The organism is Phenylobacterium soli, assembly GCF_003254475.1.
In the GTDB taxonomy this organism is placed as follows: Bacteria; Pseudomonadota; Alphaproteobacteria; order Caulobacterales; family Caulobacteraceae; genus Phenylobacterium; species Phenylobacterium soli.
This window is the reverse complement of sequence record NZ_QFYQ01000001.1, coordinates 3354986-3381049: the sequence shown is the minus strand read 5'-3', so window position 1 is coordinate 3381049 and position 26064 is coordinate 3354986. Positions and strand designations below refer to the sequence as shown.

Genomic DNA, 26064 nt, shown 5'->3' with positions numbered 1-26064 from the left:
TGCAGGGTCTTGGCGCCCGAGATCGGCGGTCTGGCCAGGGCGACGCGCCGGCGCGTCGCGGAGATGACGGCTTTCGCCGGCGTCCTCACTGTGCCTAGCCTGGGCGGGACGCCCGGTCGCGCTCGGAGGCCGGCCCTTGGCGCTCCCCTGGGCGCCCATCGAATGGAGGCATGCCGTGACGCTGAAGGTGATCGGTGCGGGCTACGGCCGCACGGGGACCATGTCCCTCAAGCTGGCCCTCGAACAGCTGGGCTTCGGGCCGTGCCACCATATGGTCGAGGTGTTCGCGCATCCGGATTCGATCCCGCTCTGGAGCGCGGCGGCGGACGGGCGCCCCGACTGGCCCGCGATCTTCGAAGGCTACGCTTCCGCCGTCGATTGGCCCACGGCGACGTTCTACGAGGAGCTGGCCGCAGCCTACCCTGAGGCGAAGGTCATCCTCACCGAGCGCGATCCGGAAAGCTGGTTCAGGTCCACCCAGGCGACGATCTTCGCGCGCGAGATGCCGCCGGAGAGCGACGATCCCTGGACGCAGATGGTCAGCAAGGTCGTCGCCCGCCTGTTCGACTGGCGCATGCACGACCACGACAAGCTGGTCTCGGTGTACCAGGCCCACAATGCCCGCGTGCGCGAGGTCATCCCGCCCGAGCGCCTGCTGGTCTACGAGGTCGCCCAGGGATGGGAGCCGCTCTGCGCCTTCCTGGAGGTCGAGGTCCCGGACACGCCGATGCCGAAGGTCAACTCCACCGAGGAATTCCAGGGCCGGATCGACCACGAGATGGCGCGGCGGTTCGAGCCGGCGGCCGGATCCGCCTGACACCTCGTCCCGAGCGTCTGCGCGGAACCGCGGCCGCCAGGCGCCGTTAGGCCGGCCAGGAGCCGAGCGTACCCGTGGCCCAGACCAGCGACCCGCGCCAACGCACCTGGATCGCCTTCCTGGCGGGAGCGGTGGCCATGCTCGCCATCGTCCTGCTCTGGCTGGCGCTCAGCGGCGCGCATGGGCTGATGGGCGAAGCCCTGCGCGCCGACGTCGCGCTGCCGCGTGGGCCGGCCCTGCCGAACCCCGACGCCCCGCCGCCCGAGGGTCCGCACGTCCCCAAGCTCCCGCTGCCGACGCCGAGGTGAGGGGCGCTCGAAGCGCAACAGATGCTCCCCTCAGGGGGAGCTGTCGCGGAGCGACTGAGGGGTTTGAGGGACAGGGCAGCGGAGGGGCTTCAACCCCCTCCGGCCCTTCGGGCCACCTCCCCCTGAGGGGAGGATTGGCGCAGCCGCTCAGCCCGCCTGCTTCTCGAAGGCGGCGCTGATGATCATGTCGACGTCGTCGCCGATCAGCGGGACGTACTTGGTCACCCCGAAGTCGCTGCGCTTGATCTTGCCAGAGACCTCGAAGCCGACGGTGTAGGCCTTGTCGAGCGGATTGACGCCGGCGCCGTTGAACTTCGCATGCAGCACGACGGGCTTGGTCACCCCGTGCAGGGTGAGCTCGCCGGCGACGTCCGCCTGGCCCGGCCCGGTGAGAGTCACCTTCGAGGACTTGAAGCTGACGGTCGGGTACTTGGCCGCGTCCAGCCAGTCGGCGCTCTTCAGCTCGCCGTCGAGCACGGTGTTGGTGGTCTCAACCGAGGCGGTCGGCACGGTGACGGAGAGGCTGCTCGCCTCGGGCTTCGCCGGATCGAGGGTCAGGCCGCCGGAGGCGTGGGTGAAGTTCCCGTACCAGGTCGAGAAGCCCATGTGGTTCACCGCGAACAGCACACGGGTGTGGTTGGGCTCGACCTTGTAGGTCCCGGCCTGCACGGCGGCCGGCTCGCGGACGAGCTGGGCGAAGGACGGGGCGCTGAAGGCGACGGCGGCCAGGGCGGCGGCCCCGGCGAGGGCGAACGAACGGCGGGCGAGGGTGGGGGACATCCGGGACTCATCGAAGCGGAAAAGGAAGATGCCGAGATGAGCCTTTCCTGCGTGCGCGACTATCCGGTCATTGCGCAGAAGATTGTCTCCGATCCGGAAACGATCGCGATGCCGGCAGGCCTTCCGCCGCGGCGTCGATCTCCTATGCTGGCGGCAGCAAGGACGAAGGGGAGGGGCCGATGACCCGGCTGGTGAAGGTGGCCGACGCGGGCCACGTGCGGACGATCACTCTGGACCGCGCGGAGAAGAAGAACGCGCTCAGCCTGGAGCTGGCCTGGGGCGTGGTCGAGGCGGTCGACCAGGCGGCGGCCGAGGACAATGTCTGGGTGGTGGCGATCACCGGCTCGGGAGACGCCTTCTGCGCCGGCCTCGACCTGACGCCGGACTCCGAGCCCTACACGCCCTATTCGCCGATGACCGCCCAGCTCGACGACATCGGCTGGGTCGGTAACTTCCTGCTCGCCATCCGCAAGCGTTGCGACAAGCCGGTGGTCGGCGGGATCAACGGCGTGGCCGTTGGGGCGGGCCTCGGCCTCGCCATGGCCACCGACGTGCGCCTGATCGCCCGGTCCGCGCGGCTGATGGCCGGCTACACCCGGATCGGCGGATCGCCCGACGCGGGCCTGACCATCACCCTGCCGCAGGCCATGGGCTACGAGAAGGCCATGCGCTTCATGATGGAGAACCGCACCCTGGTCGGCGAAGAAGCCGTCGCCTGGGGCATGGCCGGCGAGGCGGTGGACGATGCGGCCTTCGCCGAGCGGCTGGCGGCCTACTGCGAGGAGCTCTGCGCCTGGTCGCCGATCACCCTGCGCCTGCTGAAGCGCGGCATGGTCCGCGCCATGGAAGGCGTCGAGATGGAGAGCCAGCTCCGCTACGAGGTCTCCAATATCCGTAAGGCGTTCGGCAGCGAGGACGGCCAGGAGGCCCGCCGCGCCTTCCTCGAGAAGCGCAAGCCCGTGTTCCAGGGCCGCTGAAGAACGGAGATCAGCTCTCCATGTAGCTCGGCAGCCAGCCCTCGTTGGCTTCGCGCAGGCGGGTGAGCGCCAGGCTGAAGAGGCCGGGGACGGCCACGACGTCGCCGCCAGCCTCGCCGACCACGTGGGCGTAGACGCCGCAGGCCTCGGCGGCCTGGAGCAGGGCGTCGGCGGCGGGGGTGGCCACGAGGTAGCGGCCCTGGTCCTCGCCGAACAGCCAGGCATGGGCCGGCAGCTCGTCGTGGGCGTTGAGCTGGACGCCCACGCCCGACGCCAGCGCCATCTCGGCGGCGCCGGCGATCAGGCCGCCGTCGGCGAGGTCGTGGACGACGCGGACCTGACCCGAGAGGATGGCGTCGCGCACAAAGTCGCCGGTCCGCTTCTCGGCCGTCAGGTCCACGGGCGGCGGGGCGCCGTCCTCGCGGCCGAGGACTTCGCGCAGGAACATCGAGGCGCCGAGTTCGCCCTCGGTCTTACCGATCAGCACCAGGTGGTCGCCGGCCTTCATGTTCGAAAAGTCGGCGTGGGCCGCGTAATCCTCGATCAGGCCGACGCCGCCGACCGTGGGCGTGGGCGGAATGGCCGCCCCGTTGGTCTCGTTGTAGAGGCTGACGTTCCCCGACACGACGGGGAAGTCGAGCGCCCGGCAGGCTTCGGCCATGCCGTCGATGGCGCGCACGATCTGGCCCATGATCTCGGGTCGTTCGGGATTGCCGAAGTTCAGGTTGTCGGTGATGGCGATCGGCGTCGCGCCCACGGCGGTGATGTTGCGCCAGGCCTCGGCCACCGCCTGCTTGCCGCCCTCGTAGGGGTCGTTCAGCACATAGCGCGGGGTGACGTCGGAGGTGACGGCGAGCGCCTTCTTCGTGCCGTGCACGCGCACTAGGCCAGCGTCCGCCCCGGTGGCCGAATCCTCCAGCGTGTCGGCCATGACGTGACGGTCGTACTGCTCCCAGATCCAGCGCTTGGAGGCCATGTCCGGAGCGCTCATCAGCCTGAGCACGGCGTCGGCGTAGTCGGCGGGTTCGGCCACGTCGGACGGAGCAAGCCGGGGCTGGGCCTTGGGGGCGGTCCAGGGACGGTCGTAGGCCGGGGCGTCGTCGAACAGCGGGGCGAGCGGCACGTCGGCGACCACCTCGCCCTTGTGGCGCAGCACCAGGTGGCCGGTCTCGGTGGTCTTGCCGATCACCGCGGCGTCGAGGCCCCACTTCTCGAAGATGCGATAGCCGTCGGCCTCGCGGCCGGGCTTGAGGATGGCCAGCATCCGCTCCTGGCTCTCCGACAGCATCATCTCGTAGGCGCTCATGCCCTCTTCGCGCTGGGGCACGGCGTCGAGGTCGAGCTCGACGCCGACGCCGCCCTTGCCGGCCATCTCGACCGAGGAGGAGGTCAGGCCGGCCGCGCCCATGTCCTGGATGGCGGCCACGGCGCCGGAAGCCATCAGCTCGAGCGTCGCCTCGATCAGGAGCTTCTCGGCGAAGGGGTCGCCGACCTGGACGGTCGGGCGCTTCTCCTCCGAGGCGTCGTCGAACTCGGCCGAAGCCATGGTCGCGCCGTGGATGCCGTCGCGGCCGGTCTTGGACCCGAAATAGACCACCGACAGGCCGGGCGCCGGGGCGGCCGAATAGAAGATCTTGTCGGCGTCGGCGAGGCCCACGCACATGGCGTTGACCAGGATGTTGCCGTCATAGCCGCGGTGGAAGTTGGTCTCGCCGGCGACGGTCGGCACGCCCACGCAGTTGCCGTAGCCGCCGATGCCGGCGACCACGCCGGAGACCAGGCGCTTGGTCTTCGGATGGCTGGGGTCGCCGAAGCGCAGGGCGTTGAGCAGGGCCACCGGCCGCGCCCCCATGGTGAAGACGTCGCGCATGATGCCGCCCACGCCCGTCGCCGCGCCCTGGTAGGGCTCGATGTAGGAGGGGTGGTTGTGCGACTCCATCTTGAAGATGCAGGCCAGCTTGGTCCCGTCGGGGCCGTCGCCGATGTCGATGACGCCGGCGTTCTCGCCCGGGCCGCAGATCACCTTCGGGCCGGTGGTCGGGAACTTGCCGAGTTGGCGCTTGCTCGACTTGTAGGAGCAGTGCTCCGACCACATCACCGAGAAGACCCCGAGCTCGACGTGGTTCGGCTCGCGGTTCAACCGCTTGACGATGAGGTCGTATTCCTCGGGCTTGAGCCCGAACTCGGCGGCCGTCTGGGCCATGGTCTTGGAGGGCTGGGCGCTCATGGGCGGGCTTCTAGCGGTCTTCGCGTCCAAGCGCGATAGGGGGGAACTCCGTATGCGCCCGCTGGTTGGTCCCCTGACGCCAGAGAGGCGCCGTCACAACGGAGCAGACCATGGCCAATCAGCAGCAGCAGGACCAGCAGCGCCAGCAGCAGCAACAGCAGCAGGCGGGCGGGCGCCAGCAGCAGCAATCCGGCAAGAAGGGCCAAGGCCAGGGCGGCCAATCGGGCATGTCCCAGAACGGCCAGAACCAGCAGCGCCGCGACGGGCGGCACTGAGCCCTAGCCACTCACCCAAACGACCAAGGGCGGCCGCAAGGCCGCCCTTTCTCTTTGAACCGTGGATTGGTCAGGCGCTGGCGAGGGCGCTCTGGAAGAGGATGGCGCCGTCGGCGCTGCCGAGTTCGGGTTCGAATGCGCGGTCGGGGTGGGGCATCATGCCGAGGACATTGCCGCGGCCGTTGACAATCCCGGCGATGTTGCGGGCCGAGCCGTTGGGGTTGTTCACATAGCGGAACACCACCTGGCCCTCGCCCTCGAGACGGTCGAGGGTGGTCTCGTCGGCGAAGAAGTTGCCCTCGCCGTTGCCGATGGTCATGGCCACCTGGCGGCGGCCCTTGTAGCCGGCGGTGAACCGGGTCTGGGCGTTGGTGACCTCGAGTTCGATCGGCGCGCAGTTGTACTTCAGGTGGTCGTTGCGCAGGAGGGCGCCGGGCAGTAGCCCGGCCTCGCAGAGGATCTGGAAGCCGTTGCAGATGCCGACGGTGGCGACGCCGCGCTCCGCCGCGGCCTTCACCTCCGGCATGATCGGCGACAGCGCCGCCATCGCCCCGCAGCGCAGGTAGTCGCCGTAGGAAAAGCCGCCCGGCAGCACGATGAGGTCCACCCCCTCCGGCAGGGCCGTCTCCTTGTGCCAGACCATGGACACCTCGGCGCCGGTGGAGCGCTCGATGGCGACCTTGCAGTCGCGGTCGCAGTTGGATCCGGGGAAGACGATGACGGCGGCTTTCATCGGGGGTCCTTCGAGGCGGCGACCTTCAAGTGGTCGGAGGGGCAGGCGGCGTCAAGACTCACCGACGCCCCATTCAGCGTTGCCCAGGTCACCTGTGCCACGCCTTCAGCCCGTCCAGGTAGCCGAGGAGCTGCTGGTAACCCTTGGGATCGCCATAGGGACAGCCGGTGGTCTTCACCTCATGGCCGACCGCCTTCTGCATCATGATCGCCGGATGGCCCGGGGCGCCGGGCTCGGTGATCAGGTACGAAGTCGCCCCGTCCTCGCTGGAATAGTAGCGGTAGGGCTCGGCCGGATCCTTCGGCGCGGCCTTCAGGCCAGGCTGGGCGGTGATCCGCTGCGCCTGGGTCTCGAAGGACTGGCCGCAGTCGAGGGGCAGGGGCTCGGCGCCGTGGCTGGCGGGCTTTTGCGAGCAGGCGCAGAGCGGCAGGGTGATCGAGATGGCGAGGACGAGGACCGCCCTCACGCCACCTCCACGCGGTAGCTTTCAATCACGGTGTTGGCGAGCAGCTTCTCGCACATGGCCTTGACCTCGGCCTCGGCGGCGGCGGCGTCGCCGGCCTTGAGGTCGAACTCGATCGTCTTGCCGACCCGGACATGCTCCACCGAGGGCCAGCCGAGGCCGTGCAGCGCCTGCTCGACCGCCTTGCCCTGCACGTCGAGGACGCCGGGCTTCAGGAACACGTGAACCTTGGCGCGCACTAGTGGAGGCCCCCTTGGATGACGGTCGGCATCTCCTTCATGATGCCGAGGCGGCGAGCCACTTCGGTGTAGCTCTCGATGACGTTGCCGAGGTCGCGGCGGAAGCGGTCCTTGTCCAGCTTCTCGTTGGTCGTGGAGTCCCACAGCCGGCAGCTGTCCGGGCTGATCTCGTCGGCGAGGATGACGCGGGAGAAGTCGTTCTCCCAGACCCGGCCGAACTCGATCTTGAAGTCGACGAGGGTGATGCCGACCGCGCCGAACATCCCGGTCAGGAAGTCGTTCACCCTGAGGGTGAGGGCCATGATGTCGTCGATCTCCTGGGTCGAGGCCCAGTTGAAGGCGGTGATGTGCTCCTCGGCGACCATCGGGTCGTGGAGCTTGTCGTCCTTCAGGCAGAACTCGATGATCGAGCGCGGCAGGGGGTTACCCTCCGGCACGCCGAACCGGTTCGAGAACGAGCCCGCGGCGATGTTCCGGCAGATCACCTCCAGCGGGATGATCTCGACCTCGCGGATCAGCTGCTCGCGCAGGTTCAGCCGGCGGATGAAGTGGTTCTGGACCCCGATAGAGTTCAACCGGGTCATGATGAACTCGCTGATCCGGTTGTTGATCACGCCCTTGCCCTCGAGGACGGCCTTCTTGGTGGCGTCGAAGGCGGTGGTGTCGTCCTTGAAGTACTGGATGAGGGTGCCGGGCTCAGGACCTTCGTAGAGGATCTTGGCCTTGCCCTCGTAGATCTTCTTCCGGCGGGTCATCGTCTAAAGCCTTCTCCGTGGGCGGGGCTCGCCGGTCGGCGGAATGAAAAAAGCGCGCGGGTGATCCTCGCGCGCGGATCCGACTCGGCCTCTCGCCCAATTGAGGCGGGCGGAAATTAGCCGAAGGGCGCCCATTCCGCAAACCTCGCAAAACGAGTTCCCTTTCGATTGCGGCCCCGGCGTGCTCAGGATATGTGAGCGCCCGTCGCGCCGCATACCCGGGGACCAGATGACCACCTTCGACGATCGTGAACAGGGTTTCGAGAAGAAGTTCGCGCTCGATCAGGAGCAGGAGTTCAAGGCCACTGCTCGCCGCAATCGCGCGCTGGGCAAGTGGGCCGCGGGCCTGATGGGCCTGGAAGGCAAGCACGTCGACGAATACGCCCAGGCGGTGGTGAAGTCCGATTTCGAGCTGCCCGGCGACGAGGACGTGCTGCGCAAGGTGTTCGAGGACCTCAAGGGCTCTGGCGTCAACGTCACCGAGGGCGACGTGCGCATGAAGATGGCCGAGCTGCTCGCCCAGGCCCGCGAAGAGGTGAAGAAGGGCTGATCCGCCCGTTGCCGCCTGGCGCCTGCGCGGCTCTCTGACGTCGATAGCTCAAGCCGCGCCGAATATCCGACCCGCACGCTCTTGCCCCGTTCACCCTGCTCGGGAACCGTCGTTTAAGGCGAGGCGGTGATCCTGCTCGCTCCTGGCGGGAGCGACCCATGCAGCCCTTTCGACGTCTCCTTCTCGCCCTCGTTGGCGGTCTCGCTCTGTTCGCTGCAGCGGCGCGCCCCACCGCCGCTGCATCCGCTGCGCCGGCGCTTGAGGCAGGCGATCCGGTCATGGCCCCGCAGGTCGCGCTGGCCGCCTTCCTTACCCAGCGTGGTGGCGAGGAGGGCGACATCCTCGAGATGCTCGAGCCGGCGATCAAGGACGCCGACCTGTTCGCCCGCATGCCCGCCAGCCGGCGCTATCAGCTGGCGGCTCTCTATGCGGCGGCGGCCTATCGCCTGGGCGAGTGGGACGCTGCGCACAAGGCTTCCGTCCTCGCCACGGAGCAGGCGCAGGCGGGTCCCGAGGATTGGGACCGGCGCTTCCACGTGGCGATCCTCGCCGGCGACGGAGCGGACGCCTACCAGTCTTTCCAGCGGCTGATGGGGCGCGAGCCCCTGCTGTCGCTCTCCGGTCGCCAGCTGGAACGCTTCGACCGCCTGCTCGGCGAACTGCCCGACGCGCGTCAGGCGCGCCTCGCCCTCGGCCGGGAGATGGAGCGCGAGGCGTGGGAGCCCGCGTTCGTCATCTACGACCCCAGCCGCGTGTGGCTCGACTACGCGCGGGCGCTCGACGAATCCGGAGACCGCCGCAAGGCGGCCGCCATCGCCCGCCGGATCACCGATCCCACCCTGGTCATGGCCGTGCAGGCCGACCCGCGCTTTGACGACCTCGTCCGCGCCACCCCCACGCTCGGCGACGCCCGCGCAGCCGCGGAGCGCTATCTCGCCCAGTCCCACGACTACATGCGGGAGAACCCCCGCATGCTGAACGGCCGCGTCGCAGAGGCGCGCGCCCTCGTCATCCTCGGCCGCTCCTCCGAGGCCCTTAAGCTCCTCGACGAGGCGGTCCAGGCCCTGGGCGCCGGCCCGCGCCGCCAGCCCGCCTTCGACGACATGGACGACGAGCCGGTGCTTCAGTATTGGCGCAGCGCCGCCATGATCGACGAGGGCCGACTCGGCGAGGCCATCGGGGCCCGCACGGCCGCCGCCGCCTGCCATTGCTCCGGCCTCGATGCGGTGATGCTGGCGCAGGCGCTGCTGGAGGCCGGCCGCGCCAAGGAGGCCAAGCGCTGGCTGGATCAGGCAAGCGACAACGGCTTGGGGCTGGAGGACCGCATGCTGCTGGCCAAGACCCGCGCCTGTGTCGCCGTTGAAGCCGGCGCCGGGACCGACGCCGCGGCGATGAACTTCCTGGTCCGTCACGAACGCTGGGCGCCGGCGGCGATGATCGAGGCCTTGCTCTGCGCGGGCGATTTCGATGGGGCGGCGGCCGCGCTCGTGCGCCAACTCGAGGACCCGGAAAGTCGGATCGACGCCCTGGCCGGGCTGCAGGCCTATGGGCCGGAGCCGAACCCCTGGAGCCATAGGATCAGGCTCCGGGCGGCCTGGGCGCGCCTCGCCGCGCGGCCGGACGTGCGCGCCGCCCTCGCCAAGGTTGGCCGCCGGAACGCCTACGACCTGCGAAGCCTGCCGGTGATCGGCTGAGGGCGCGGCCGCCCGCTAGCCGCCCGGGTGCAGGCCCGGCGCTTCCTGGCCCGTGCGGGCGACATATTCCGAATAGCCGCCGCCGTACTGATGGACGCCCTCAGGCGTCAGCTCCAGCACCCGGTTCGACAGGGCCGACAGGAAATGGCGGTCGTGCGAGACGAACAGCATGGTGCCTTCGAAATCCGCCAGGGCCGCGACCAGCATCTCCTTGGTCGCCATGTCCAGGTGGTTGGTCGGCTCGTCGAGGACCAGCAGGTTCGGCGGATCGAACAGCATCTTGGCCATGACCAGGCGCGCCTTCTCCCCGCCGGAGAGCACGCGGCAGGGCTTTTCCACGTCGTCGCCTGAGAAACCGAAGCACCCGGCCAGGGTGCGCAGGGCGCCCTGGCCCGCCTGCGGGAACGACCCGTCCAGGGACTCGAAGATCGTCTCCTCGCCGTCCAGCAGGTCCATGGAGTGCTGGGCGAAGTAACCCATCCTGACGCTGGCCCCGAGGCTGACCGTGCCCTTGTCCGGCGCGGCGGCGCCGGCCACGAGCTTCAGCAGGGTCGACTTGCCGGCCCCGTTGGCGCCCAGCACGCACCAGCGCTCCTTGCGCCGCACCAGGAAGTCGAGGCCCTCGTAGATCGGCTGCTCGCCATAGCCCTTGTGGACATTGCGCAGGCTGATCACGTCGTCGCCCGACCGCGGCGGGCTCCGGAACTCGAACTGCACCGACTGGCGCCGGCGCGGCGGCTCGACCCGCTCGATCTTGTCGAGCTTCTTCACCCGGCTCTGGACCTGGGCGGCGTGCGAGGCGCGCGCCTTGAACCGTTCGATGAACTTGATCTCCTTGGCCAGCATGGCCTGCTGGCGCTCGTACTGCGCCTGGCGCTGCTGCTCGCTGAGCGCGCGCTGCTGCTCGTAGAAGTCGAGGTCGCCCGAATAGGTGATCAGCGAACCGCCGTCGATCTCCACCACCTTGCCGATGATGCGGTTCATGAAGGCGCGGTCGTGCGAGGTCATCAGCAGCGCGCCGTCGTAGTTCTTGAGGAAGGCCTCCAGCCAGATCAGGCTTTCCAGGTCGAGGTGGTTGCTCGGCTCGTCCAGCAGCATGGCGTCGGGGCGCATCAGGAGGATGCGGGCCAGGGCCACGCGCATCTTCCAGCCGCCGGAGAGCAGGCCGACGTCGCCGTCCATGCGCTCCTGGCTGAAGCTCAGGCCCGCCAGCACCTCGCGGGCGCGGGCCTCCAGCGCATAGCCGTCGAGCTCCTCAAACCGGCCCTGCACCTCGCCATATCGCTCGATGACGGCGTCCAGCTCATCGGCCCGATCCGGATCGACCATGGCCGCTTCAAGGGCCGCCATCTCCGTGGCGAGAGCGCTGACCGGACCGACCCCGTCCATCACCGCGGCGACCGCGCTCTGGCCGGACATCTCGCCGACGTCCTGGCTGAAGTAGCCGATGGTCATGCCGGGATCGATCGCGACCAGCCCGTCGTCAGGCTCCTCCTGGCCGGTGATCATGCGGAACAGGGTCGTCTTGCCGGCGCCGTTCGGGCCGACGAGCCCGACCTTCTCCCCCTTCTGGACGCCCATCGAGGCTTCGATGAACAGGATCTGGTGGCCGTTCTGCTTGGAGATGTTGTCGAGGCGGATCATCGGGCGGTCTGCTAGCCCGCCGCCGACGAGAACGCCAGGGGCGGGCCCCGCGCGTCTTGTCCCAGGTGCGGCGTTTTTCAGAGGAGACGATGCGCTCGGAAACAGACGGAACGTCGGAGCGCCGCGCGATCGGACGACTTGCCTCAGGCGCGCCAAGTCGCCCCCGATCAGCCTATTGCTAAGCCTACATCTCGGCGATGCGCGGGGGGGAGTCGTAGCTCATCCGAAACGAGCACTCGGCGCCCCGTAACTGGCGGGGGAACCGTCTCCGGCAGGCCGCGTTGAGCGCCCGCCTGCCCATGGCCGCTCCCCCGCCCTCCCTCGACCGCGCCTTCGTCCGGCGCACTGCTTTCCAGTTCGCGCTGGCCGCGGCCCTGTTCCTGGCCTGGCAGCTCGCCAGCGTCTTCGCACTCGTGTTCGGGGCGATCGTGGTGGCCGTGCTGTTCCGCAGTCTCGCAGACCCGATCCGCGATCACACCCCACTCGGGGACCGATGGGCCCTGGCCGCTGCGGTGATCGTGATCGCGGGGGTGATCGGCGCTTCGGCCTGGTTGTTCGGTTCGGTCATGGTCGCCCAGTTCGGTGAACTCGCCAGCCGTCTGCCGCACTCGATGGCCGACCTTCGGCAGCTCGTCAGCGGCCTGCCGTTCGGCGACCGGTTCGCTGCTCAGCTCCAGGACGCCGGCGACCTGACAGCCCAGTTCAAGGGGCTGGCGGGACGCATCGGCGGCTACGCGGTGAGCTTCGCGGGCGCTATCACCAACCTGGTGCTGGTGATCTTCGCCGGGCTCTTCATGGCTATCGAGCCGGGCAAGACCCGCGACGGCCTGGCTCTGCTGTTCCCCAAGGCGCCGCGGGCGGCGGTGACGGAGGCGCTGGACGCCTGCGGCCGATCTTTGCAGCTGTGGCTGCGCGGCATGCTTGTGGACATGGCCTTCGTCGGGGTGCTGACTGGGCTCGGCGCCTGGCTCGTCGGCCTGCCCTCGCCCCTCGCGCTCGGCCTCATCGCCGCGCTCCTGGACTTCGTGCCGTTTATCGGGCCGGTCGCCTCGATCATTCCGGGCGTGCTGCTGGCCATCCCCAGCGGCGGCGAGACCGTCGCCTGGACGCTGCTGATGTACATCGCCGTGCAGCAGCTCGAGGGCAACGTCATCTATCCGTTCGTGCAGAAGCGGGCGGTCGACCTGCCGCCGGTGCTGTCGCTGGTGGCGGTGCTCGCCTTCGGGGTCCTGATCGGACCCCTGGGGGTGGTGCTCGCCACGCCGATGCTGGTCGTCCTCTACACCCTGGTGCGGGTGCTCTATTTGCGCAACACGCTGGGCGAGCCGGTCTCCGCGCCCGGCCTGCCGGCGTCCACGGATCAGCGCCGCGGCCGTGAGGATCCGTGAGGTCCCGGATTCGAAGGGGCTGTTTCACCGGCCCAGGAATGGGCGGCTCACCTTCTTCGGCACGATCTGCGACCAGGCCTCGAGCACCAGCTCGCCAAGCTCGGCCTCGTCGAGGTGATCGAGCTCCACCCAGCTCCAATGCACCGTCGCCACCTTGCACCTGGCGAAGGTCTGCGGCCGCACCTCGAACAGGAGTTCCTGACGGCCCCGGTCGAGCTTCATGATCGCTCGACCGTCGGTGAACAGGGCGAAGGTCTTCTTGCCGACGTTGAACCACGGGTCGCCCTTGTAGGCGACCTCATGGGCGCCCGGCAGGGCCAGGCTCAGGCGGCGGAGGTCTTCGAGGGTTGCGATCGGGCCGTCTCCTCGCCGAACACGCGGGCGAAGATAACGTCGACGTTCTTGAAGTGGTAGCCGAGGTCGAACAGCTCCTTGAGCTCGGCCTCGGAGAGGGTGACCTCCGGGTCGGCCATCAGGAAGTCGAGGAAATTGCCCTCGCCGCGCCAGACCTTCATGGCGTTGCGCTGCACGGCCGCGTAGGCGCCCTCGCGCGAGACGCCCTTCTGGGTGAGGGCCAGGAGCACGCGCTGCGAGTGAACCAGGCCACCGAGGCGATCGAGGTTCTTCAGCATGTTCTCCGGATAGACCAGCAGCCGGTCGACGACGTTCGCGAGCCGGCGCAGGGCGAAGTCGAGGTGGACCGTGGCGTCTGGAGCGATGCCGCGCTCGACGGAGGAGTGGCTGATGTCGCGCTCGTGCCACAGGGCGACGTTCTCCAGCGCCGGGACCGCGGCCGAGCGGATCAGGCGGGCGAGGCCCGTCAGGTTCTCGGTGAGGATCGGGTTGCGCTTGTGCGGCATGGCCGAGGAGCCCTTCTGGCCCTTGTCGAAGTACTCTTCGGCTTCCAGCACCTCGGTGCGCTGCAGGTGGCGGATCTCGACGGCCAGGCGCTCCATGGAGGAGGCGACCACGGCGAGGGCCGAGAAGTAGGCGGCGTGGCGGTCGCGCGGAATCACCTGGGTGGACACCGGTTCCACCGCCAGGCCCATCTTGTCGGCGACATAGGCTTCGACCCGCGGGTCGACGTTGGCGAAGGTGCCGACCGCGCCCGAGATGGCGCAGGTGGCGATCTCGAAGCGGGCCATGGCCAGGCGCTCCTTGGCGCGCTGGAACTCGGCGTAGTGACCGGCGAGCTTGAGGCCGAAGGTGGTCGGCTCGGCGTGGATGCCGTGGCTGCGGCCGACGGTGGGCGTCATCTTGAACTCGAAGGCGCGCTTCTTCAGCGCCGCCAGGACGAGGTCGACATCCTCGATCAGCAGGTCGGTGGCGCGGGCGAGCTGCACCGCCAGGGCCGTGTCGTTGACGTCCGAGGAGGTCATGCCCTGGTGCAGAAAGCGGGCCTCGGGCCCGACCACCTCGGTGACGTGGGTGAGAAAGGCGATGACGTCGTGCTTCACCTCGCGCTCGATCTCGTCGATGCGATCGGCGTCCCAGATGGCGTCCTGGCCCTTTTCCCAAATGACCCGCGCGGCTTCCTCGGGGATCACCCCCAGCTCGGCCATGGCCGAGGCGGCGTGCGCCTCGATCTCGAACATGATCTTGAACCGGCTCTGGGCGGACCAGATGTCGGCGGCTTCCTTGCGCGCGTAACGAGGGATCATGGGCGGGGTGTGTCGCGCGGGGCGGCGAAAGTCAAATGCCGCTCACTCGGTGTCATCCCGGAAAGCGCGCCAGCGCTTGTCCGGGACGACACCTGGGTGGGTTCAGTCCGCCTCGCCGCGGTCGGCGCGGGCCTTGGCCATGGCGGTCTTCAGGCCGAAGGAGGCGATCAGGTAGTGCAGCGCGCCCCACAGGCTGACGGCGTAGGCGAGGATCACGCCCTGGCGGGTGGCCAGCACCAGCGAGCTGGAACAGGCGGCCTTGGCCGCGGCGTCGGCGGTCTTCGGCGCGACGCCGCCGGGGCAGGCGGCCTGGAAGTCGGCCACGTGGCTCGCGAACATGCCCTGCACCGCGGCCCACATCCCCGGCTGGTCCGGATGGGCGAAGTGGTAGGCGGCGAGGTGGTCGATGACCAGGCCGGTGATCGGCGGGCCGCCGCCGAGCGCGATCAGGTTCAGGAAGAAGAACATCACCGCCGTCGCCGTCGCCCGGCGATGGGTCGGCACCATGTTCTGGACGATGCCGAACGACGGGCCGAGGTAGGTGTAGGAGAACAGGCCCGGCAGCAGCAGGAAGAAGGCGGCCACGGTCGGGGTCGGAGCGGTGTAGATGCCGACGATGAAGGGGTAGGCGAGGGTGATGCCGATCGCCGGCACCAGGGCGTGCCACCGGGTCCCGAACCTCGCCAGCCGGTCGGTGAGGAAGCCGCCGGCGATGGTGCCGACGCCCTGGCTGAGGCCGCCGATCAGACCGACCATCAGGCCCACCTGGGCGTAGCTCATGTGGAAGGCGCGGATGAAGTAAGGCTGGACGAACTGGCCGCCGCCGTAGCCGGCGAAGGAGACCAGGGTCACCCCCAGCACCACGTTGAGCACCGGCCAGACCCCGAACAGGGTCTTGATGACCCCGCCCATCTCCTTGAATTCCTGAGCCAGCGTCGGCGCCGGCTTGGCCGGCTCGTCGGGGCTGACGTCTTCGGCCAGGGTCGGGTGCGGCTCGGGCTCCGAGTGGCCGCGCGGCGGCTCCTTGATCAGCATCTTGATCAGCAGGGCGATGAGCACGCCCGGGATGCCGACGATGAAGAAGGCCACGCGCCAGGAGAAGTTCTGCGCCAGGTAGCCGCCCATCACCGCGCCGATCATGGTGCCGAGCGGGATGCCGAACGAATAGACGCTGAGCGCGGAGGCGCGCTTCTTGGGCTCGTAGTAGTCGCTGATCAGCGAGTGGGCGGGGGGCGACAGGCCGGCTTCGCCGACGCCGACGCCGAAGCGGTAGAAGGCCAGGGTCGCAAACGAGCCCGCCGTGCCGCACAGCGCGGTGAAGGCCGACCAGATGACGATGGCGCCGGAGATGATGTTCACCCGGCTGAACCGCTCGGCGAGCCGCGCCAGGGGGATGCCGAGGAAGGTGTAGAGCAGGGCGAAGTAGAGCCCGCCGAGCAGGCCGAGCTGGGTATCGGTGATCTTCAGGTCGACTTTGATCGCCTGGCCGATGGAGGCGATGATCGTGCGGTCGATGAAGTTGAAGGTGTAGGCCGTGACGAGCAGCACCAGCACCAGGCGCTTGTAGCCGTCGGAGTACACTGGCTTGCCGGCGCCAGCCTTGGTGGTGGATTTGCTCATCCTTGAAATCGTTTCCCCGACGGCCGCGAAATTGTGCGGCTATTGTTGATTTGAAGGGGAGGTTAGCCGCGCGGCCGGGCGCGAGGAAAGGGGGCTCGGGCCGCGCCGATCCTTTTCTTTTGAATTATCCGGCTGCGCAGGCCGTCGCGGCCTCGTCATCCCAGAAGGCGAGTACGCCCAGGGCCGCCAGGCGGACCAGCATGCGGTGCAGGTTGGTGAGGTTGTTCATCAGCCCATGCTCGCCGCTGCCCCCCTGGCCGAGCTGTTCGAGGGCCGCGAGCAGGCCTCCCTCGACCTTGCGGCAGAAGCCGTGCTGCTCGAGCTTGGCCACGTGCCGGCGCACGGTTTCGGGGGGGAGACCGACCCGTTTGGCGAGGGTGAGGGCGCGGATCGGCCGACGCTTGTCATCGGACATCGGCCCTTCGTAGGCGGTCTCGCTCGCCGACAGGTGCTCGGCGTTGGCGTGGGCCATCTCGAGCAGGATCAGACCGGTCACCGGATCGCCCAACCGGCGCATGAAGCCGTCGATCACCCGCAGCGAATATTCGGAGAGCTGGCGGTTTGCGAGGCGGACGGGCGCGCGTTCGTGGCGCGGCGCCTCGGGCGGGCGCACGTCGAGGCCGGCCAGCCCGCCGAGCGCCTTGATCTCGAAATAGAGCCGCTTCATCCGCTCGTACCGGGCGGTGGCGACGATGTCGTAGAAGGGGTTGTGCAGCGTCCCGGCGGGCACCACCACGCCCTTGGGGGTCGCCTGAACCGCGCCCAGTTCGATCAGCCGGGTCACCCGTCGGCGCACCGTCTCGTAGGGCATGCGCAGGGAGGCGGCGATTGCGTTCACCGATACTGGGCGGCGCAGCTCGTCCGGCGGGGGATCGTCGAGCGTCGCATAGCGGGCGGTCAGCTCCGGATCCTGGTTGAAGGGCGCCAGGTTGGAGTCGACGATGATCGTCAGGAGCAGCGGGTCGACGATGTCGCCCGCGCCGCCGCGGCTCATCGAGAAGGTGTCCACCAGGAAGCCCAGGGACGCGCGTCCGATCCGCCAGAGCTGCGGCGCGGCGCCCGCGTGCGGGCCGGGTGTGGAGCCTCCCATGATTCAAGGTTGAGCTTCGAATCGCGGTGCGGCAAGCGCGCGGAAGGCGAGCGCGACGCCTCAGGGGTGAATTCCTGCCGCTCGTCGTGAGGCGCAAACAATTACAAAGATAGCGTTGACTACTGAAAGTGCGCCCGCTTTGATCCGCTCGTCGGTGGGTATGGGAGCGGCCGGATGGGCGACTGGAGCAATTGGTCGGGAAGCGTGCGCGCCAGGCCGGCGCGGATGGCGCAGCCTGAGAGCCTCGAGGAGCTGCAGGGCCTGGTGCGGGAGGCGAGCGCCGTCCGCGTCGCGGGCGCCGGCCACTCCTTCATGCCGCTCTGCGAGACCGACGGCCTCCTGCTCAATCTCGAGAACCTCGCCGGACGCCTAGCCGTCGCCAAGGACCGCAGGACGGTGAGCGCGCCGGCGGGCTGGAGCCTGAAGAAGCTCACCGCCGAACTCTGGGCCGAGGGCCTCTCCCTGCCGAACCAGGGCGATGTGAACCCGCAGGCCCTGGCCGGCGCCCTGGCCACGGGGACCCACGGCACCGGCCGTGACCTCGGCAGCCTCTCGACCCTCGCCCACGGCTTCACCCTCGTCATGGCCGACGGGACCGTGAAGACCTGCAGCCGCACCGAGAACCCCGAGCTCTTCGAGGCCCAGCGCCTGGGGCTGGGCATGCTGGGCGTGGCGGTGGAGGCCGTCATCGACGTCCTGCCGGCCTACAGGCTGGAGGAGCGTATCGAGAAGATCCCCTTCGCCGACGCCAAGGTCCGCTTCGAGGAGATCGCTCGGACGCATCGGCACGCCGAGTTCTTCGTCTTCCCCTATTCCGACCAGGTGATCCTGAAGACGCTGCAGCCCACCGAGGCGGAGGACACCAAGGATCGGACCACCGACGTGGACGAGACGCCGTTCCGCATCGCCAACGAGATCGCCGCCCGCACGCCCTTCCTGATCCCGACCCTGCAGCGCGGGATGATGCGGGCGCTGGGGCCCGGCCGCCGCGTCGGGCCGGCCTACCAGATCTTCCCCTCCGAGCGGACGGTGCGCTTCGAGGAGATGGAGTACGAGCTGCCGCGAGCGAACGGCCTGCGGGCGCTCGAGGAGGTGATCCGCTGGATTCGCGCGGGCAAGAAGCCGGTGGCCTTCCCCTTCGAGTTCCGCTGGGCGGCCGGCGACGACATCTGGCTCTCGCCGTTCAACAAGGGACCGGGGGCGTCGATCTCCATGCACCAGTACGCCAAGATGCCCTGGCAGGGGCTGTTCAAGGAGGCCGAGGCGATCTTCCGGGCGCACGGCGGGCGGCCGCACTGGGCCAAGCGCCACACCCTCTCGCGCCATGACGTGGACATGCTCTATCCCATGGCCGAGCGGTTCCGGCAGGTGCGCCGCGCGGCCGACCCCGAGGGCAAGTTCCTCAACGGCCATCTGTCCGACCTGTTCGTCTGAGGAGCGCGCCCGTGAGCCCGGAACCCGTGAAGTTCCAATCCGACGACGTCCGCCTGCACGGCCACCTGATCGGCCGCCAGGGGTCGCGCCTGGATCTCAACACCCCCGTGCTGGTGATCGACGAGGCCGCGCTGTCGGCCAATATCGAGCGGATGGCGGCCCTGGCCAAGGCCAAGGGCGTTCGCTTGCGGCCCCACGCCAAGACCCACAAGAGTGTCGAGATCGCCCGCCGCCAGGTGGCCGCCGGCGCGGTCGGGGTGTGCTGCGCCAAGCTCGGCGAAGCCGAGGCCCTGGCGGCCGGCGGCATCGAAGGGCTGCATGTCACCTCGCCGGTGGTCGCCGCCCCGGGCCTCAAGCGCCTCGGCGAACTGAACAAGGTGAGCGCCGGGCTGTCGGTGGTCGCCGACGATCCCAGGAACGTCGACGCCTTGGCCAAGATCGCGACGCCCGAGCGTCCGCTGGGCGTGTTCGTCGATATCGACCCGGGAATCCACCGCACCGGCGTCACCTCCTCGGAGAAGGCGGTGGAGCTCGCCCGGCGGATCCAGTCGCACGCCGCCCTGCGCTACGAGGGCGTACAGATGTACTGCGGCCGCGAGCAGCACATCGAATCCTTCGCCGAGCGGCGAGCCGCGATCGCCGAGCGCATGGACTATCTGCGCGCCATCCTCGCCGACCTCGAGGCGGCGGGCGCCAAGCCGGCGATCGTCACCGGCGGCGGCACCGGCACCCACCTGATCGACCTGGAGCTGGGCGTGCTCAACGAGCTGCAAGTAGGCTCCTACATCTTCATGGACGACCAGTACGCCGCCTGCGAGCTGGGCGCCGACGGCGCAGCCTCGTCCTTCGAGCGCAGCCTGTTCGTGGAGACGCGCGTGGTCAGCGCCAACAGCCCGGGCCTCGTCACCCTCGACGGCGGGTTCAAGGCCTTCGCCACCGAGGGCAAGCCGCCGACGCCCGCCGCCGGCGGTCCGCAGGGCGCGGTGTTCTTCATGGGCGACGAGCACTCGGCCCTGGTCGCGCCCGGCATCGAACAGGCGCTCGCCATCGGCGACATGGTGCGGCTGAACCCGCCGCACTGCGATCCGACAGTGGAGCACTATGAAAGCTACCACCTGCTGCGCGGCGACACGCTGGTGGACATCTGGCCGGTCAGCGCCCGCGGCCGCGCCCGCTAGGATGGCCCTGCGCCCTGCGAAGGCCGGCCGTGCGCCGCCCCGCCAAGAGCGGGCGGTGCAGACCTATGAGCGCCTGCTGGACGTGGCCGGCGAGCTGCTGGGCGAGGTCGGCATCGAGCGGATCTCCACCAACCTGATCTGCGCCCGCGCCGGGATGACGCCGCCGGCCCTCTATCGCTACTTCAAGGACAAGTACGCGGTGCTGGAAGCCCTCGGCCACAGGCTGATGGACCGCCAGAACCAGGTGCTGTTCGCCTGGCTGGAGCGCCACGCGCCGAATGGCCCCGAGGCCCTGGCGGCGCATGTGGAAGAGCTGATGCGCGAGACGGCGGGCGTGACCGCCGCCGAGCCCGGCGCGGTGTGGGTGCTGCGCGCGCTGCGGGCCGTGCCCCAGCTCGCCTCGGTCCGCGTCGAGTCCCACCGCCTGGTCACCGACCGGATGGTGGAGGCCTACGGTCCGCTGCTGCCCGACATGCCGCGCGAGGTGCTTTGGCGGCGGGTGCGCATCGCCGTCGAGCTGGGCTTCGCACTCGACGAGATGCTGACCGAGGAGGACCGCATCGCCCGCGACGACCTCTTCCGCGACGCCGCGGCGCTGATGAGGCACGCCCTCCAGCCCTGACAGCTTCAGGGGGCGGTCAGGTCCGCCAGCTTCTGGACCGTGTTCCAGTTGCGGCTCGTGCCGCGCAGGCCGAGCGCCCGCTCGATGACCTGCCCGGTGAGCTTGGATGTCCCCATGCCCGCGCCATAGGCGATGTAGAGGCTGCGCGGACCCGGGTGCACCGCCTCGGGCCCGACGATGCGCGCGCGCAGGGCCTCGACGTCGGGCGCCGCCGGCTCGCCTTTGAGGAACAGCACGAGGAGGGCGCTCGGCCTGTCGCGCGCCATGTCGGCGAACGGGTTGGCGGCGAGGGTCGCCTTGAGGGCCTCGTGATCGCGTACGAAGACCTCGGTGGCGAGGCCGAAGCTGTCCTTCAGCGCGGCCTCGAGCTGAGCCTCGACGGTGGCGGCCGCGGCGTCGGTCCCGATCACCGCCGAGCCGGCGGCGCCGAGGGTCTGGGGCGCCTCGAAGTCGAGGCCGCTCAGCAGCGCCTTGAAGTCGGCCATGGGCAGCTTGCCGGTCCCGCCGACATTGACCGCGCGCAGCAGGACCGCGTGTCGCTTCATCGTCTCGATCGTCCCGTCAGCGGCTCGCCGCTTCCCATTCCCTGAACTCGGGCGTCTCGAGAAGCCGCTCGGCGTATTCGCCCGCCGCGCCCGCGTCGCCGTAGTCGGACAGCATGACCCCGTAGGTCCGGAAGCGGGTGGCGACCGGGGTGTAGAAGGCGTCGGCGATCGACCAGTCGCCGGCCAGGAACGGGCCCTTGTGACGGGCGAGCATGTCGCTCCACATGGCGACGATCCGGCGGATGTCCTTGTGCGTCGCTTCGGAGAGCTCGACGGCGCGCGGCGTCGCGGTGAGGTCCATGGGGCACTCGCCGCGCAGAGACGAGAAGCCGGAGTGCATCTCCGCCGCCGCGGCCCTGGCGCGGGCGCGGCCCGCCGGGTCCGACGGCCAGAGCGAGGGGACCCTTTCCGCAAGGTATTCGCTGATCGCCAGGCTGTCCCAGACGGTCAGGTCGCCGTCCTTGAGCACCGGCACCAGGCCGGAGGGCGAATGGGGGCGGATCGCTTCGGAGGTCACCCCGTCTTCGCGCAGGGGCACCTCGATCTCGGTGAACGGCAGGCCCGAGCGCTTGATGACCAGCCACGGCCGCAGCGACCAGGTGGACCACTTCCTCGTCCCGATCACGAGCTCCATCGCGCGTCTCCTCTGCTGGCGGATGCCTTGTCTAGAGAACGCGCGGCCAGGCCGCTAGGTCGAGGCGGGCGTCTCGCCGAGCACGTCCTCCACATAGAGCATCTTGATCAGCACATAGGCGATCAGCGCCAGGGGCGTGGCGAACAGCACCCCCAGCGAGCCGAAGAGGACGCCCATGGCGAAGACGGCGAACAGGGTCACGGCCATGGGAAGCTCGGCCAGGGAGCGCAGGACGAAGGGCGAGAACAGGTTGGCCTCGAGCTGGGAGGCCAGGAAGTAGACGAGGCCAGCCCAGGCGAAGGTGTCGGAGCCTTCGGAGAGGCCGATCAGCAGGCCAGGGATGGCCGCGGCCATGGGGCCGACCACCGGCACGAACTGGGCAAGACCGGCGAGGGCGCCGAGCGCCAGGGGCGAGGGCACGCCCGCCAGCCACAGGCCAAGGCTCACCGTCCCCCCGACCAGCAGCATGGAGAACACCTGGCCCAGGAGCCAGCGGCGCAGGCTCTCGGCGCAGGCCTCGGCGACCTCGGTGAGGCGCGGCCGCAGGCGGCGCGGAGCGAGCATCAGGGCGCCGCCGAAATAGGTCTCCGGATGGAAGGCGAGGTAGAGTCCGGCGAAGAAGACGATGATCGCCGAGGCGATGGCGCCGGCGGCCGTGGAGGCGAAGCGCGGCGCAAGGTCGAAGAGGAGCTGGTTCTCCGGGTGACGCATGTTGGTCAGCCCCTCCAGCAGGTAGCGGCCGGTGGGCGAGGCCGAGAGCCTGGCCTGCAGCCCGGCCCAGGCGCGGGGCAGGAGCTCGGAGAGGGTGTCGAACTGGGCCTGGGCCTCGTAGCCGAACAGCCAGAAGATGAAGGCGAAGAACCCGGCGACAGCGAGGACCGCGGCGACCAGGGCCGGGACGCGCGGCAGGCCGCGCTCGCGCAGCGGCTGGGCCACCGCGTGGAACAGGATCGCCACCAGGATGGCGCCGAACAGCAGCAGCAGGACGTCGGCGAGCCGAAGGATCAGCAAGGCGCCCACGGCGACGCCCGCCAGGACCAGCACCGCGCGGACGGCGGCGGCGCCGAGTTCGGATCGGTCGGGCGCGGTCAATGGGCCATCAGGGTCGGGATGAAGGGCTTGGCCAGGACGCCGGCCGTGGCCCCGCCGAGGATCACCTCGCGGACGCGCGAGCGGGCGAAGCCGCCCATGACCAGGAACTCGACCCCCTTGTCGGCGGCATAGGCCTGGAACGCCTCGGCGATGTCTCGCCCGGCGTCGTCCACCTCGTCGACGGTGGCCGTGATCCCGTGGGCCGCCAGGTGGCGGACCAGGTCGTGACCGCATCCGGCGGTGACCGAAGGCTTCTCGTTGATGACGCTGAGCACGCGCACGTCGCGCGCCTGCTTGAGGAGCGGCAGGGCGTCGCCGACGGCGCGGGCCGCCGGGCGGCTGCCGTCCCAGGCGATGGCCACGGTCCGGTAGGGACCGGTCTCGGCGTCGAGCGGGCCGGTCTCGGGCGTCACCACTACCGGGCGGCCGCTGTCGAACAGCAGGTGCTCGGCGATCGGCTGGCTGGAGGCGGGGGCGGGACCGACCGGCACGATGGTCATGTCGCGGGTGCGGGCGTGTCCGACCACGACGTGAGCCTCGTCGTAGAGGTGGCTCGCCTGAATCTCCTGAAAGGCGGTCAGGCCGACCGCGCGCGCGTCGTTGCTGAACCGGTCCAGCGCCTCGCGCAGGGAGGCGGCGCTCTTGGCGCGCTCGCCGGCGGCCAGTGATTCCAGTCCCAGCAGGGCCTCGGCGAGCATGTTCTTCGGCGCCTCGACGCGGATCTGGACGCCGAGCGCGGTGACCTCGCCGCCGAGCCGCCGGGCGACCCGGACCGCGCGGTCGATGGCCGGGCCCGGGGTCGCGTCGGGATAGCTGACCAGCGCCAGGAGGATGTCGTGAAAGGCCATGAGCCGATTTCCCCTTGCGCCGGGGGACCGAAGCCGGCGCGTCTCGGACATCCTAAGCCTCGTCCAATTCGCGGCCCTGATGCAGATCAAGGCCGGTCGGGCTCAGGCCCGGAGGCGGTAGCCGACGCCGGGCTCGGAGACGATGCGCTCGGGCCCGAGCTTCTGGCGCAGCTGGCCGAGGTAGACGCGCAGGTACTGGATGTCGGCCCGCTCGTCGCCCCAGACGGCGCGCAGCAGGTCCTTGTGGCGGACGGTGCGGTCGAGGTTGACGGCCAGCTCGCAGAGCAGATCGAACTCCTTGGGCGACAGCTTGATCGGCTCGCCTGCCCGGGTGACCGTCCGTCGGCCGAAATCGATCACCACGTCGCCGGCCCGAACCAGCGGCTCGGCGCCGCGCGCCTGCACCGCATGGCGCAGCCCGGCGCGCAGGCGGGCGAGCAGTTCATCGACGCCGAATGGCTTCTGCACATAGTCGTCGGCCCCGAGGTCCAGCGCCTCGACCTTCACCGCCTCGGTGTCGCGGGCGGAGAGCACCACGATGGGGGTGCGGCTCTTGTGGCGGATCTCGGCGATCACCCCGAGGCCGTCGCGGTCCGGCAGGCCGAGATCCAGCAGGACGAGGTCGGGCGCATAGTGCGCGAACCAGCGCAGGCCCTCGGCGGCGCTGCGCGCCGTCACCGCCCGATAGCCGGCGAGGCGCAGGGTCGTGGCGAGCGCGGTGTTGAGGCTCGGGTCGTCCTCCACCACGAGCACGGTGGCGGGATCGGTGACGGCGTCAATGGCGGGGCTCACGCGGGCTGCGTCCTCGCGGCGGCGACGGGCGCGATCAGCCGCACGTAGGCGCCCGGCGCATCGGCCCGCGCCCCGGCCTCGATCCGGCCGCCCTGCGCCTCCAGGAAGCCCTTGGCGATGGCGAGGCCGAGGCCCGTGCCCGGCGGTCGCCCGTCGCCGGCGACGCCGCGGGCGAACTTCTCGAACAGCGGCTCGGGCGGGCCTGGGAAGCCGGGGCCCTCGTCGGCCACCTCGATCCAGCCCTCGCCCTCATCGAAGCCGGCGCTGATCCGCACACCGGTGCCCTTGGGCGCATATTTGCCGGCGTTCTCCAGCACGTTGGCGAGGGCGCTCTCGAAGAGCGAGGCGTCGACCATCAGGCGCGGGCCGGCGGTGACCTCGTTGGCGAGCGGGTGCCCGGCGAGCGGCGCCTGGGCGCGGCGGACCGCCTCGGCGACCAGGTCGGCGGCGTCGACGGGGGCGGCGCGCACGGCCACGGCCCCGCCCTCGAGGCGGTTCATGTCGAGCAGGTTGCCGACCATGCCGGAGAGCCGCGCGGTCTCGGTCTCGGCAAGGTCCAGGAGGGCGTCGCGGTCGGCGCTGTCGCGGGCCTTGAAGCGCTTGAGGGTCTGCAGGGTGAAGAGGATGGTCGAGAGCGGCGTCTTCAGGTCGTGCGAGACGGCCGCCAGGAGGTTGGTCTTGAGCTGCTCGGAGGCCTTCTGGACGCGGTTCTCGAGGAGCTGGCGGGCGTATTCCTCCCGGTCGAGGGCCACCGCGAGGTAGCCGCCCACCGTCTCCACCAGCCGCTCGGGCTGGGCGGGGCGGCCTTCATCGCGGCCGCTGATCGCCAAGCCGATGGCGATGTGGCTGCGCAGAGGCGTGACCACCGGCCAGAAGTCGAAGCTCGCCGTCTCCACCGGATAGGCGCCGCCGCGGGTCGGCAGGCGCGAGGCGAGCGCCCAGCGCGCGGCCTCCCTGTCGCCGTCCGAGACCTCCGCGCCGCCCTCGAGCCCGAGCCCCGACTGGGCCACCAGGATCATCTCCTCGGGCCCGGGCGCGAGGATCACGGCCGGCGCATGGAAGAGGGCGTGCAGGGCCTCCGCGCCGGCGGCGACGATGCGCTGGCGGTTGGCCGCGCCGGCCAGCTCGCGCGCCAGCGCCTGCAGCGCCTGGGCCTGCTCGCCGGCCGCCGCGCCGGCCAGCGCCTGGCGGCGCGCCTGCGCGGCCAGGGCGCTGACGATGGCCGCGGCGATCAGGAAGAGCCCCAGCGCCCAGAGGTTGCCAGGGTCGGCGACGCGGAAGGTGTAGAGCGGCGGGATCAGGAAGAAGTTGTAGGCCACCACCCCGAGCAGGGCGGCCGCGAGCGCCGGTCCGAAGCCGAAGCTCATCGCAGCGATCAGCACCGGCAGCACGAAGACCAGCGACAGGTTCGGGATCGCCACCAGCTGGTTGACGATCACCGCGGCCAGGGTGGCGGTCGCGACCAGCAGCACGGACAGGCCGTAGCCCAGCCATCGCGGCCCCTCGCGCAGCGGGCTTCCGAGGGCAGGCGGGATCGTCTCGACCATGGCGCGCTCCTTTCGAACGCGGGGTTCCATGCAGAGAGAAAGGACTCCCATTGCGGCAAAGCAAGGACGGCGACGCTTCGAAGGCCCACAACCACATGGGATTTTTATGCGATCGGAGTGAGAAGCCGCGCCGCAACAGCGCCGGATCTTC

General features: G+C 70.0%; 27 protein-coding genes. 10 read left to right on the top strand and 17 right to left on the bottom strand.

What is annotated here, in order from left to right:
- Positions 1 to 175 precede the first annotated feature (175 nt).
- Together DJ017_RS16685 and DJ017_RS16680 are read left to right on the top strand one after the other, a co-directional pair.
- Positions 176 to 817, top strand: coding sequence for a sulfotransferase family protein (locus DJ017_RS16685; RefSeq protein ID WP_111529777.1), 642 nt, complete (start codon positions 176 to 178; stop codon positions 815 to 817).
- A gap of 74 nt (positions 818 to 891) precedes the next feature.
- Positions 892 to 1125, top strand: coding sequence for a hypothetical protein (locus DJ017_RS16680; protein ID WP_111529776.1), 234 nt, complete (start codon positions 892 to 894; stop codon positions 1123 to 1125).
- A 147-nt stretch (positions 1126 to 1272) separates the two neighbouring features.
- On the opposite strand, the gene DJ017_RS16675 is transcribed toward DJ017_RS16680, so the two are convergent.
- Complete coding sequence (locus DJ017_RS16675) at positions 1273 to 1905, bottom strand: YceI family protein (RefSeq protein WP_111529775.1); 633 nt, start codon at positions 1903 to 1905, stop codon at positions 1273 to 1275.
- A 179-nt stretch (positions 1906 to 2084) separates the two neighbouring features.
- Here DJ017_RS16675 and DJ017_RS16670 point away from each other — a divergent pair, with 179 nt between their 5' ends.
- On the top strand, positions 2085 to 2882 hold the full coding sequence (locus DJ017_RS16670) for an enoyl-CoA hydratase/isomerase family protein (protein WP_111529774.1): 798 nt from the start codon (positions 2085 to 2087) through the stop codon (positions 2880 to 2882).
- A gap of 10 nt (positions 2883 to 2892) precedes the next feature.
- Here the strand turns inward: DJ017_RS16670 and purL are convergent, their stop codons facing one another.
- On the bottom strand, positions 2893 to 5109 hold the full coding sequence (purL, locus tag DJ017_RS16665; RefSeq protein WP_111529773.1) for a phosphoribosylformylglycinamidine synthase subunit PurL: 2217 nt from the start codon (positions 5107 to 5109) through the stop codon (positions 2893 to 2895).
- Positions 5110 to 5219: 110 nt separating this feature from the next.
- Here purL and DJ017_RS20490 point away from each other — a divergent pair, with 110 nt between their 5' ends.
- Positions 5220 to 5384, top strand: coding sequence for a hypothetical protein (locus DJ017_RS20490; RefSeq protein WP_165830663.1), 165 nt, complete (start codon positions 5220 to 5222; stop codon positions 5382 to 5384).
- 70 nt (positions 5385 to 5454) lie between these two features.
- Here DJ017_RS20490 and purQ read toward each other — a convergent pair whose 3' ends face one another.
- The 4 genes from purQ to purC form a co-directional block, all read right to left on the bottom strand.
- Positions 5455 to 6117 (bottom strand): phosphoribosylformylglycinamidine synthase subunit PurQ, encoded by a 663-nt coding sequence (gene purQ, locus DJ017_RS16660; RefSeq protein WP_111529772.1) that lies wholly within the window; start codon positions 6115 to 6117, stop codon positions 5455 to 5457.
- A gap of 88 nt (positions 6118 to 6205) precedes the next feature.
- Positions 6206 to 6583, bottom strand: coding sequence for a hypothetical protein (locus DJ017_RS16655; protein ID WP_111529771.1), 378 nt, complete (start codon positions 6581 to 6583; stop codon positions 6206 to 6208).
- Positions 6580 to 6819 carry a phosphoribosylformylglycinamidine synthase subunit PurS gene (purS, locus tag DJ017_RS16650; protein WP_111529770.1) on the bottom strand — a complete coding sequence of 80 codons (240 nt, stop codon included), beginning with the start codon at positions 6817 to 6819 and terminating at the stop codon, positions 6580 to 6582. The genes DJ017_RS16655 and purS overlap by 4 nt, the downstream gene beginning before the upstream one ends.
- Positions 6819 to 7574: a phosphoribosylaminoimidazolesuccinocarboxamide synthase gene (purC, locus tag DJ017_RS16645; protein ID WP_111529769.1), complete on the bottom strand. Its 756-nt coding sequence runs from the start codon at positions 7572 to 7574 to the stop codon at positions 6819 to 6821. The genes purS and purC overlap by 1 nt, the downstream gene beginning before the upstream one ends.
- 229 nt (positions 7575 to 7803) lie before the next feature.
- Here purC and DJ017_RS16640 point away from each other — a divergent pair, with 229 nt between their 5' ends.
- Together DJ017_RS16640 and DJ017_RS16635 are read left to right on the top strand one after the other, a co-directional pair.
- Positions 7804 to 8124 carry a DUF1476 domain-containing protein gene (locus tag DJ017_RS16640; RefSeq protein ID WP_111529768.1) on the top strand — a complete coding sequence of 107 codons (321 nt, stop codon included), beginning with the start codon at positions 7804 to 7806 and terminating at the stop codon, positions 8122 to 8124.
- Between the two features lie 278 nt (positions 8125 to 8402).
- Positions 8403 to 9818 carry a hypothetical protein gene (locus tag DJ017_RS16635; RefSeq protein WP_111529767.1) on the top strand — a complete coding sequence of 472 codons (1416 nt, stop codon included), beginning with the start codon at positions 8403 to 8405 and terminating at the stop codon, positions 9816 to 9818.
- A 15-nt stretch (positions 9819 to 9833) separates the two neighbouring features.
- Here DJ017_RS16635 and DJ017_RS16630 read toward each other — a convergent pair whose 3' ends face one another.
- Positions 9834 to 11462, bottom strand: a complete 1629-nt coding sequence (locus DJ017_RS16630; protein ID WP_111529766.1) for an ABC-F family ATP-binding cassette domain-containing protein — start codon at positions 11460 to 11462, stop codon at positions 9834 to 9836.
- 299 nt (positions 11463 to 11761) lie between these two features.
- On the opposite strand from DJ017_RS16630, the gene DJ017_RS16625 reads away from it, so the two are divergent.
- Positions 11762 to 12850 carry an AI-2E family transporter gene (locus tag DJ017_RS16625; RefSeq protein WP_111529765.1) on the top strand — a complete coding sequence of 363 codons (1089 nt, stop codon included), beginning with the start codon at positions 11762 to 11764 and terminating at the stop codon, positions 12848 to 12850.
- 24 nt (positions 12851 to 12874) lie between these two features.
- Here DJ017_RS16625 and DJ017_RS16620 read toward each other — a convergent pair whose 3' ends face one another.
- The 4 genes from DJ017_RS16620 to DJ017_RS16605 form a co-directional block, all read right to left on the bottom strand.
- Entirely contained in the window at positions 12875 to 13165 is a 291-nt protein-coding gene (locus DJ017_RS16620; RefSeq protein WP_227000229.1) for an MmcQ/YjbR family DNA-binding protein, read from the bottom strand.
- A gap of 8 nt (positions 13166 to 13173) precedes the next feature.
- Complete coding sequence (gene purB / locus DJ017_RS16615) at positions 13174 to 14511, bottom strand: adenylosuccinate lyase (RefSeq protein WP_111529764.1); 1338 nt, start codon at positions 14509 to 14511, stop codon at positions 13174 to 13176.
- A 102-nt stretch (positions 14512 to 14613) separates the two neighbouring features.
- The gene (locus tag DJ017_RS16610) at positions 14614 to 16131 is read right to left on the bottom strand and encodes a spinster family MFS transporter (protein ID WP_111529763.1); all 1518 of its coding nucleotides are present in this window, start codon (positions 16129 to 16131) and stop codon (positions 14614 to 14616) included.
- 124 nt (positions 16132 to 16255) lie between these two features.
- Positions 16256 to 17221: an Lrp/AsnC family transcriptional regulator gene (locus DJ017_RS16605; protein ID WP_111529762.1), complete on the bottom strand. Its 966-nt coding sequence runs from the start codon at positions 17219 to 17221 to the stop codon at positions 16256 to 16258.
- A 174-nt stretch (positions 17222 to 17395) separates the two neighbouring features.
- Here DJ017_RS16605 and DJ017_RS16600 point away from each other — a divergent pair, with 174 nt between their 5' ends.
- Genes DJ017_RS16600 through DJ017_RS16590 form a run of 3 tightly spaced genes read left to right on the top strand, consistent with a single transcriptional unit; the run spans position 17396 to position 20455 of the window.
- Positions 17396 to 18655, top strand: coding sequence for a D-arabinono-1,4-lactone oxidase (locus DJ017_RS16600; RefSeq protein ID WP_111529761.1), 1260 nt, complete (start codon positions 17396 to 17398; stop codon positions 18653 to 18655).
- An 11-nt stretch (positions 18656 to 18666) separates the two neighbouring features.
- On the top strand, positions 18667 to 19833 hold the full coding sequence (locus tag DJ017_RS16595; protein WP_227000179.1) for a DSD1 family PLP-dependent enzyme: 1167 nt from the start codon (positions 18667 to 18669) through the stop codon (positions 19831 to 19833).
- A 55-nt stretch (positions 19834 to 19888) separates the two neighbouring features.
- Positions 19889 to 20455: a TetR/AcrR family transcriptional regulator gene (locus tag DJ017_RS16590; RefSeq protein WP_227000178.1), complete on the top strand. Its 567-nt coding sequence runs from the start codon at positions 19889 to 19891 to the stop codon at positions 20453 to 20455.
- A gap of 5 nt (positions 20456 to 20460) precedes the next feature.
- On the opposite strand, the gene DJ017_RS16585 is transcribed toward DJ017_RS16590, so the two are convergent.
- The 6 genes from DJ017_RS16585 to DJ017_RS16560 all read right to left on the bottom strand — a co-directional run bounded on the left by DJ017_RS16585 (position 20461) and on the right by DJ017_RS16560 (position 25913).
- Positions 20461 to 21000, bottom strand: coding sequence for a DUF1697 domain-containing protein (locus tag DJ017_RS16585; RefSeq protein ID WP_111529759.1), 540 nt, complete (start codon positions 20998 to 21000; stop codon positions 20461 to 20463).
- Positions 21001 to 21016: 16 nt separating this feature from the next.
- Positions 21017 to 21634: a glutathione S-transferase family protein gene (locus DJ017_RS16580; protein ID WP_111529758.1), complete on the bottom strand. Its 618-nt coding sequence runs from the start codon at positions 21632 to 21634 to the stop codon at positions 21017 to 21019.
- A gap of 54 nt (positions 21635 to 21688) precedes the next feature.
- Positions 21689 to 22726, bottom strand: coding sequence for an AI-2E family transporter (locus DJ017_RS16575; protein WP_111529757.1), 1038 nt, complete (start codon positions 22724 to 22726; stop codon positions 21689 to 21691).
- Positions 22723 to 23574 (bottom strand): universal stress protein, encoded by an 852-nt coding sequence (locus tag DJ017_RS16570; protein WP_165830662.1) that lies wholly within the window; start codon positions 23572 to 23574, stop codon positions 22723 to 22725. The genes DJ017_RS16575 and DJ017_RS16570 overlap by 4 nt, the downstream gene beginning before the upstream one ends.
- 102 nt (positions 23575 to 23676) lie before the next feature.
- The gene (locus tag DJ017_RS16565) at positions 23677 to 24366 is read right to left on the bottom strand and encodes a response regulator transcription factor (RefSeq protein ID WP_227000177.1); all 690 of its coding nucleotides are present in this window, start codon (positions 24364 to 24366) and stop codon (positions 23677 to 23679) included.
- The gene (locus tag DJ017_RS16560) at positions 24363 to 25913 is read right to left on the bottom strand and encodes a DUF4118 domain-containing protein (protein ID WP_165830661.1); all 1551 of its coding nucleotides are present in this window, start codon (positions 25911 to 25913) and stop codon (positions 24363 to 24365) included. Before DJ017_RS16560 ends, DJ017_RS16565 begins: the two co-directional genes overlap by 4 nt.
- Positions 25914 to 26064: the final 151 nt, after the last annotated feature.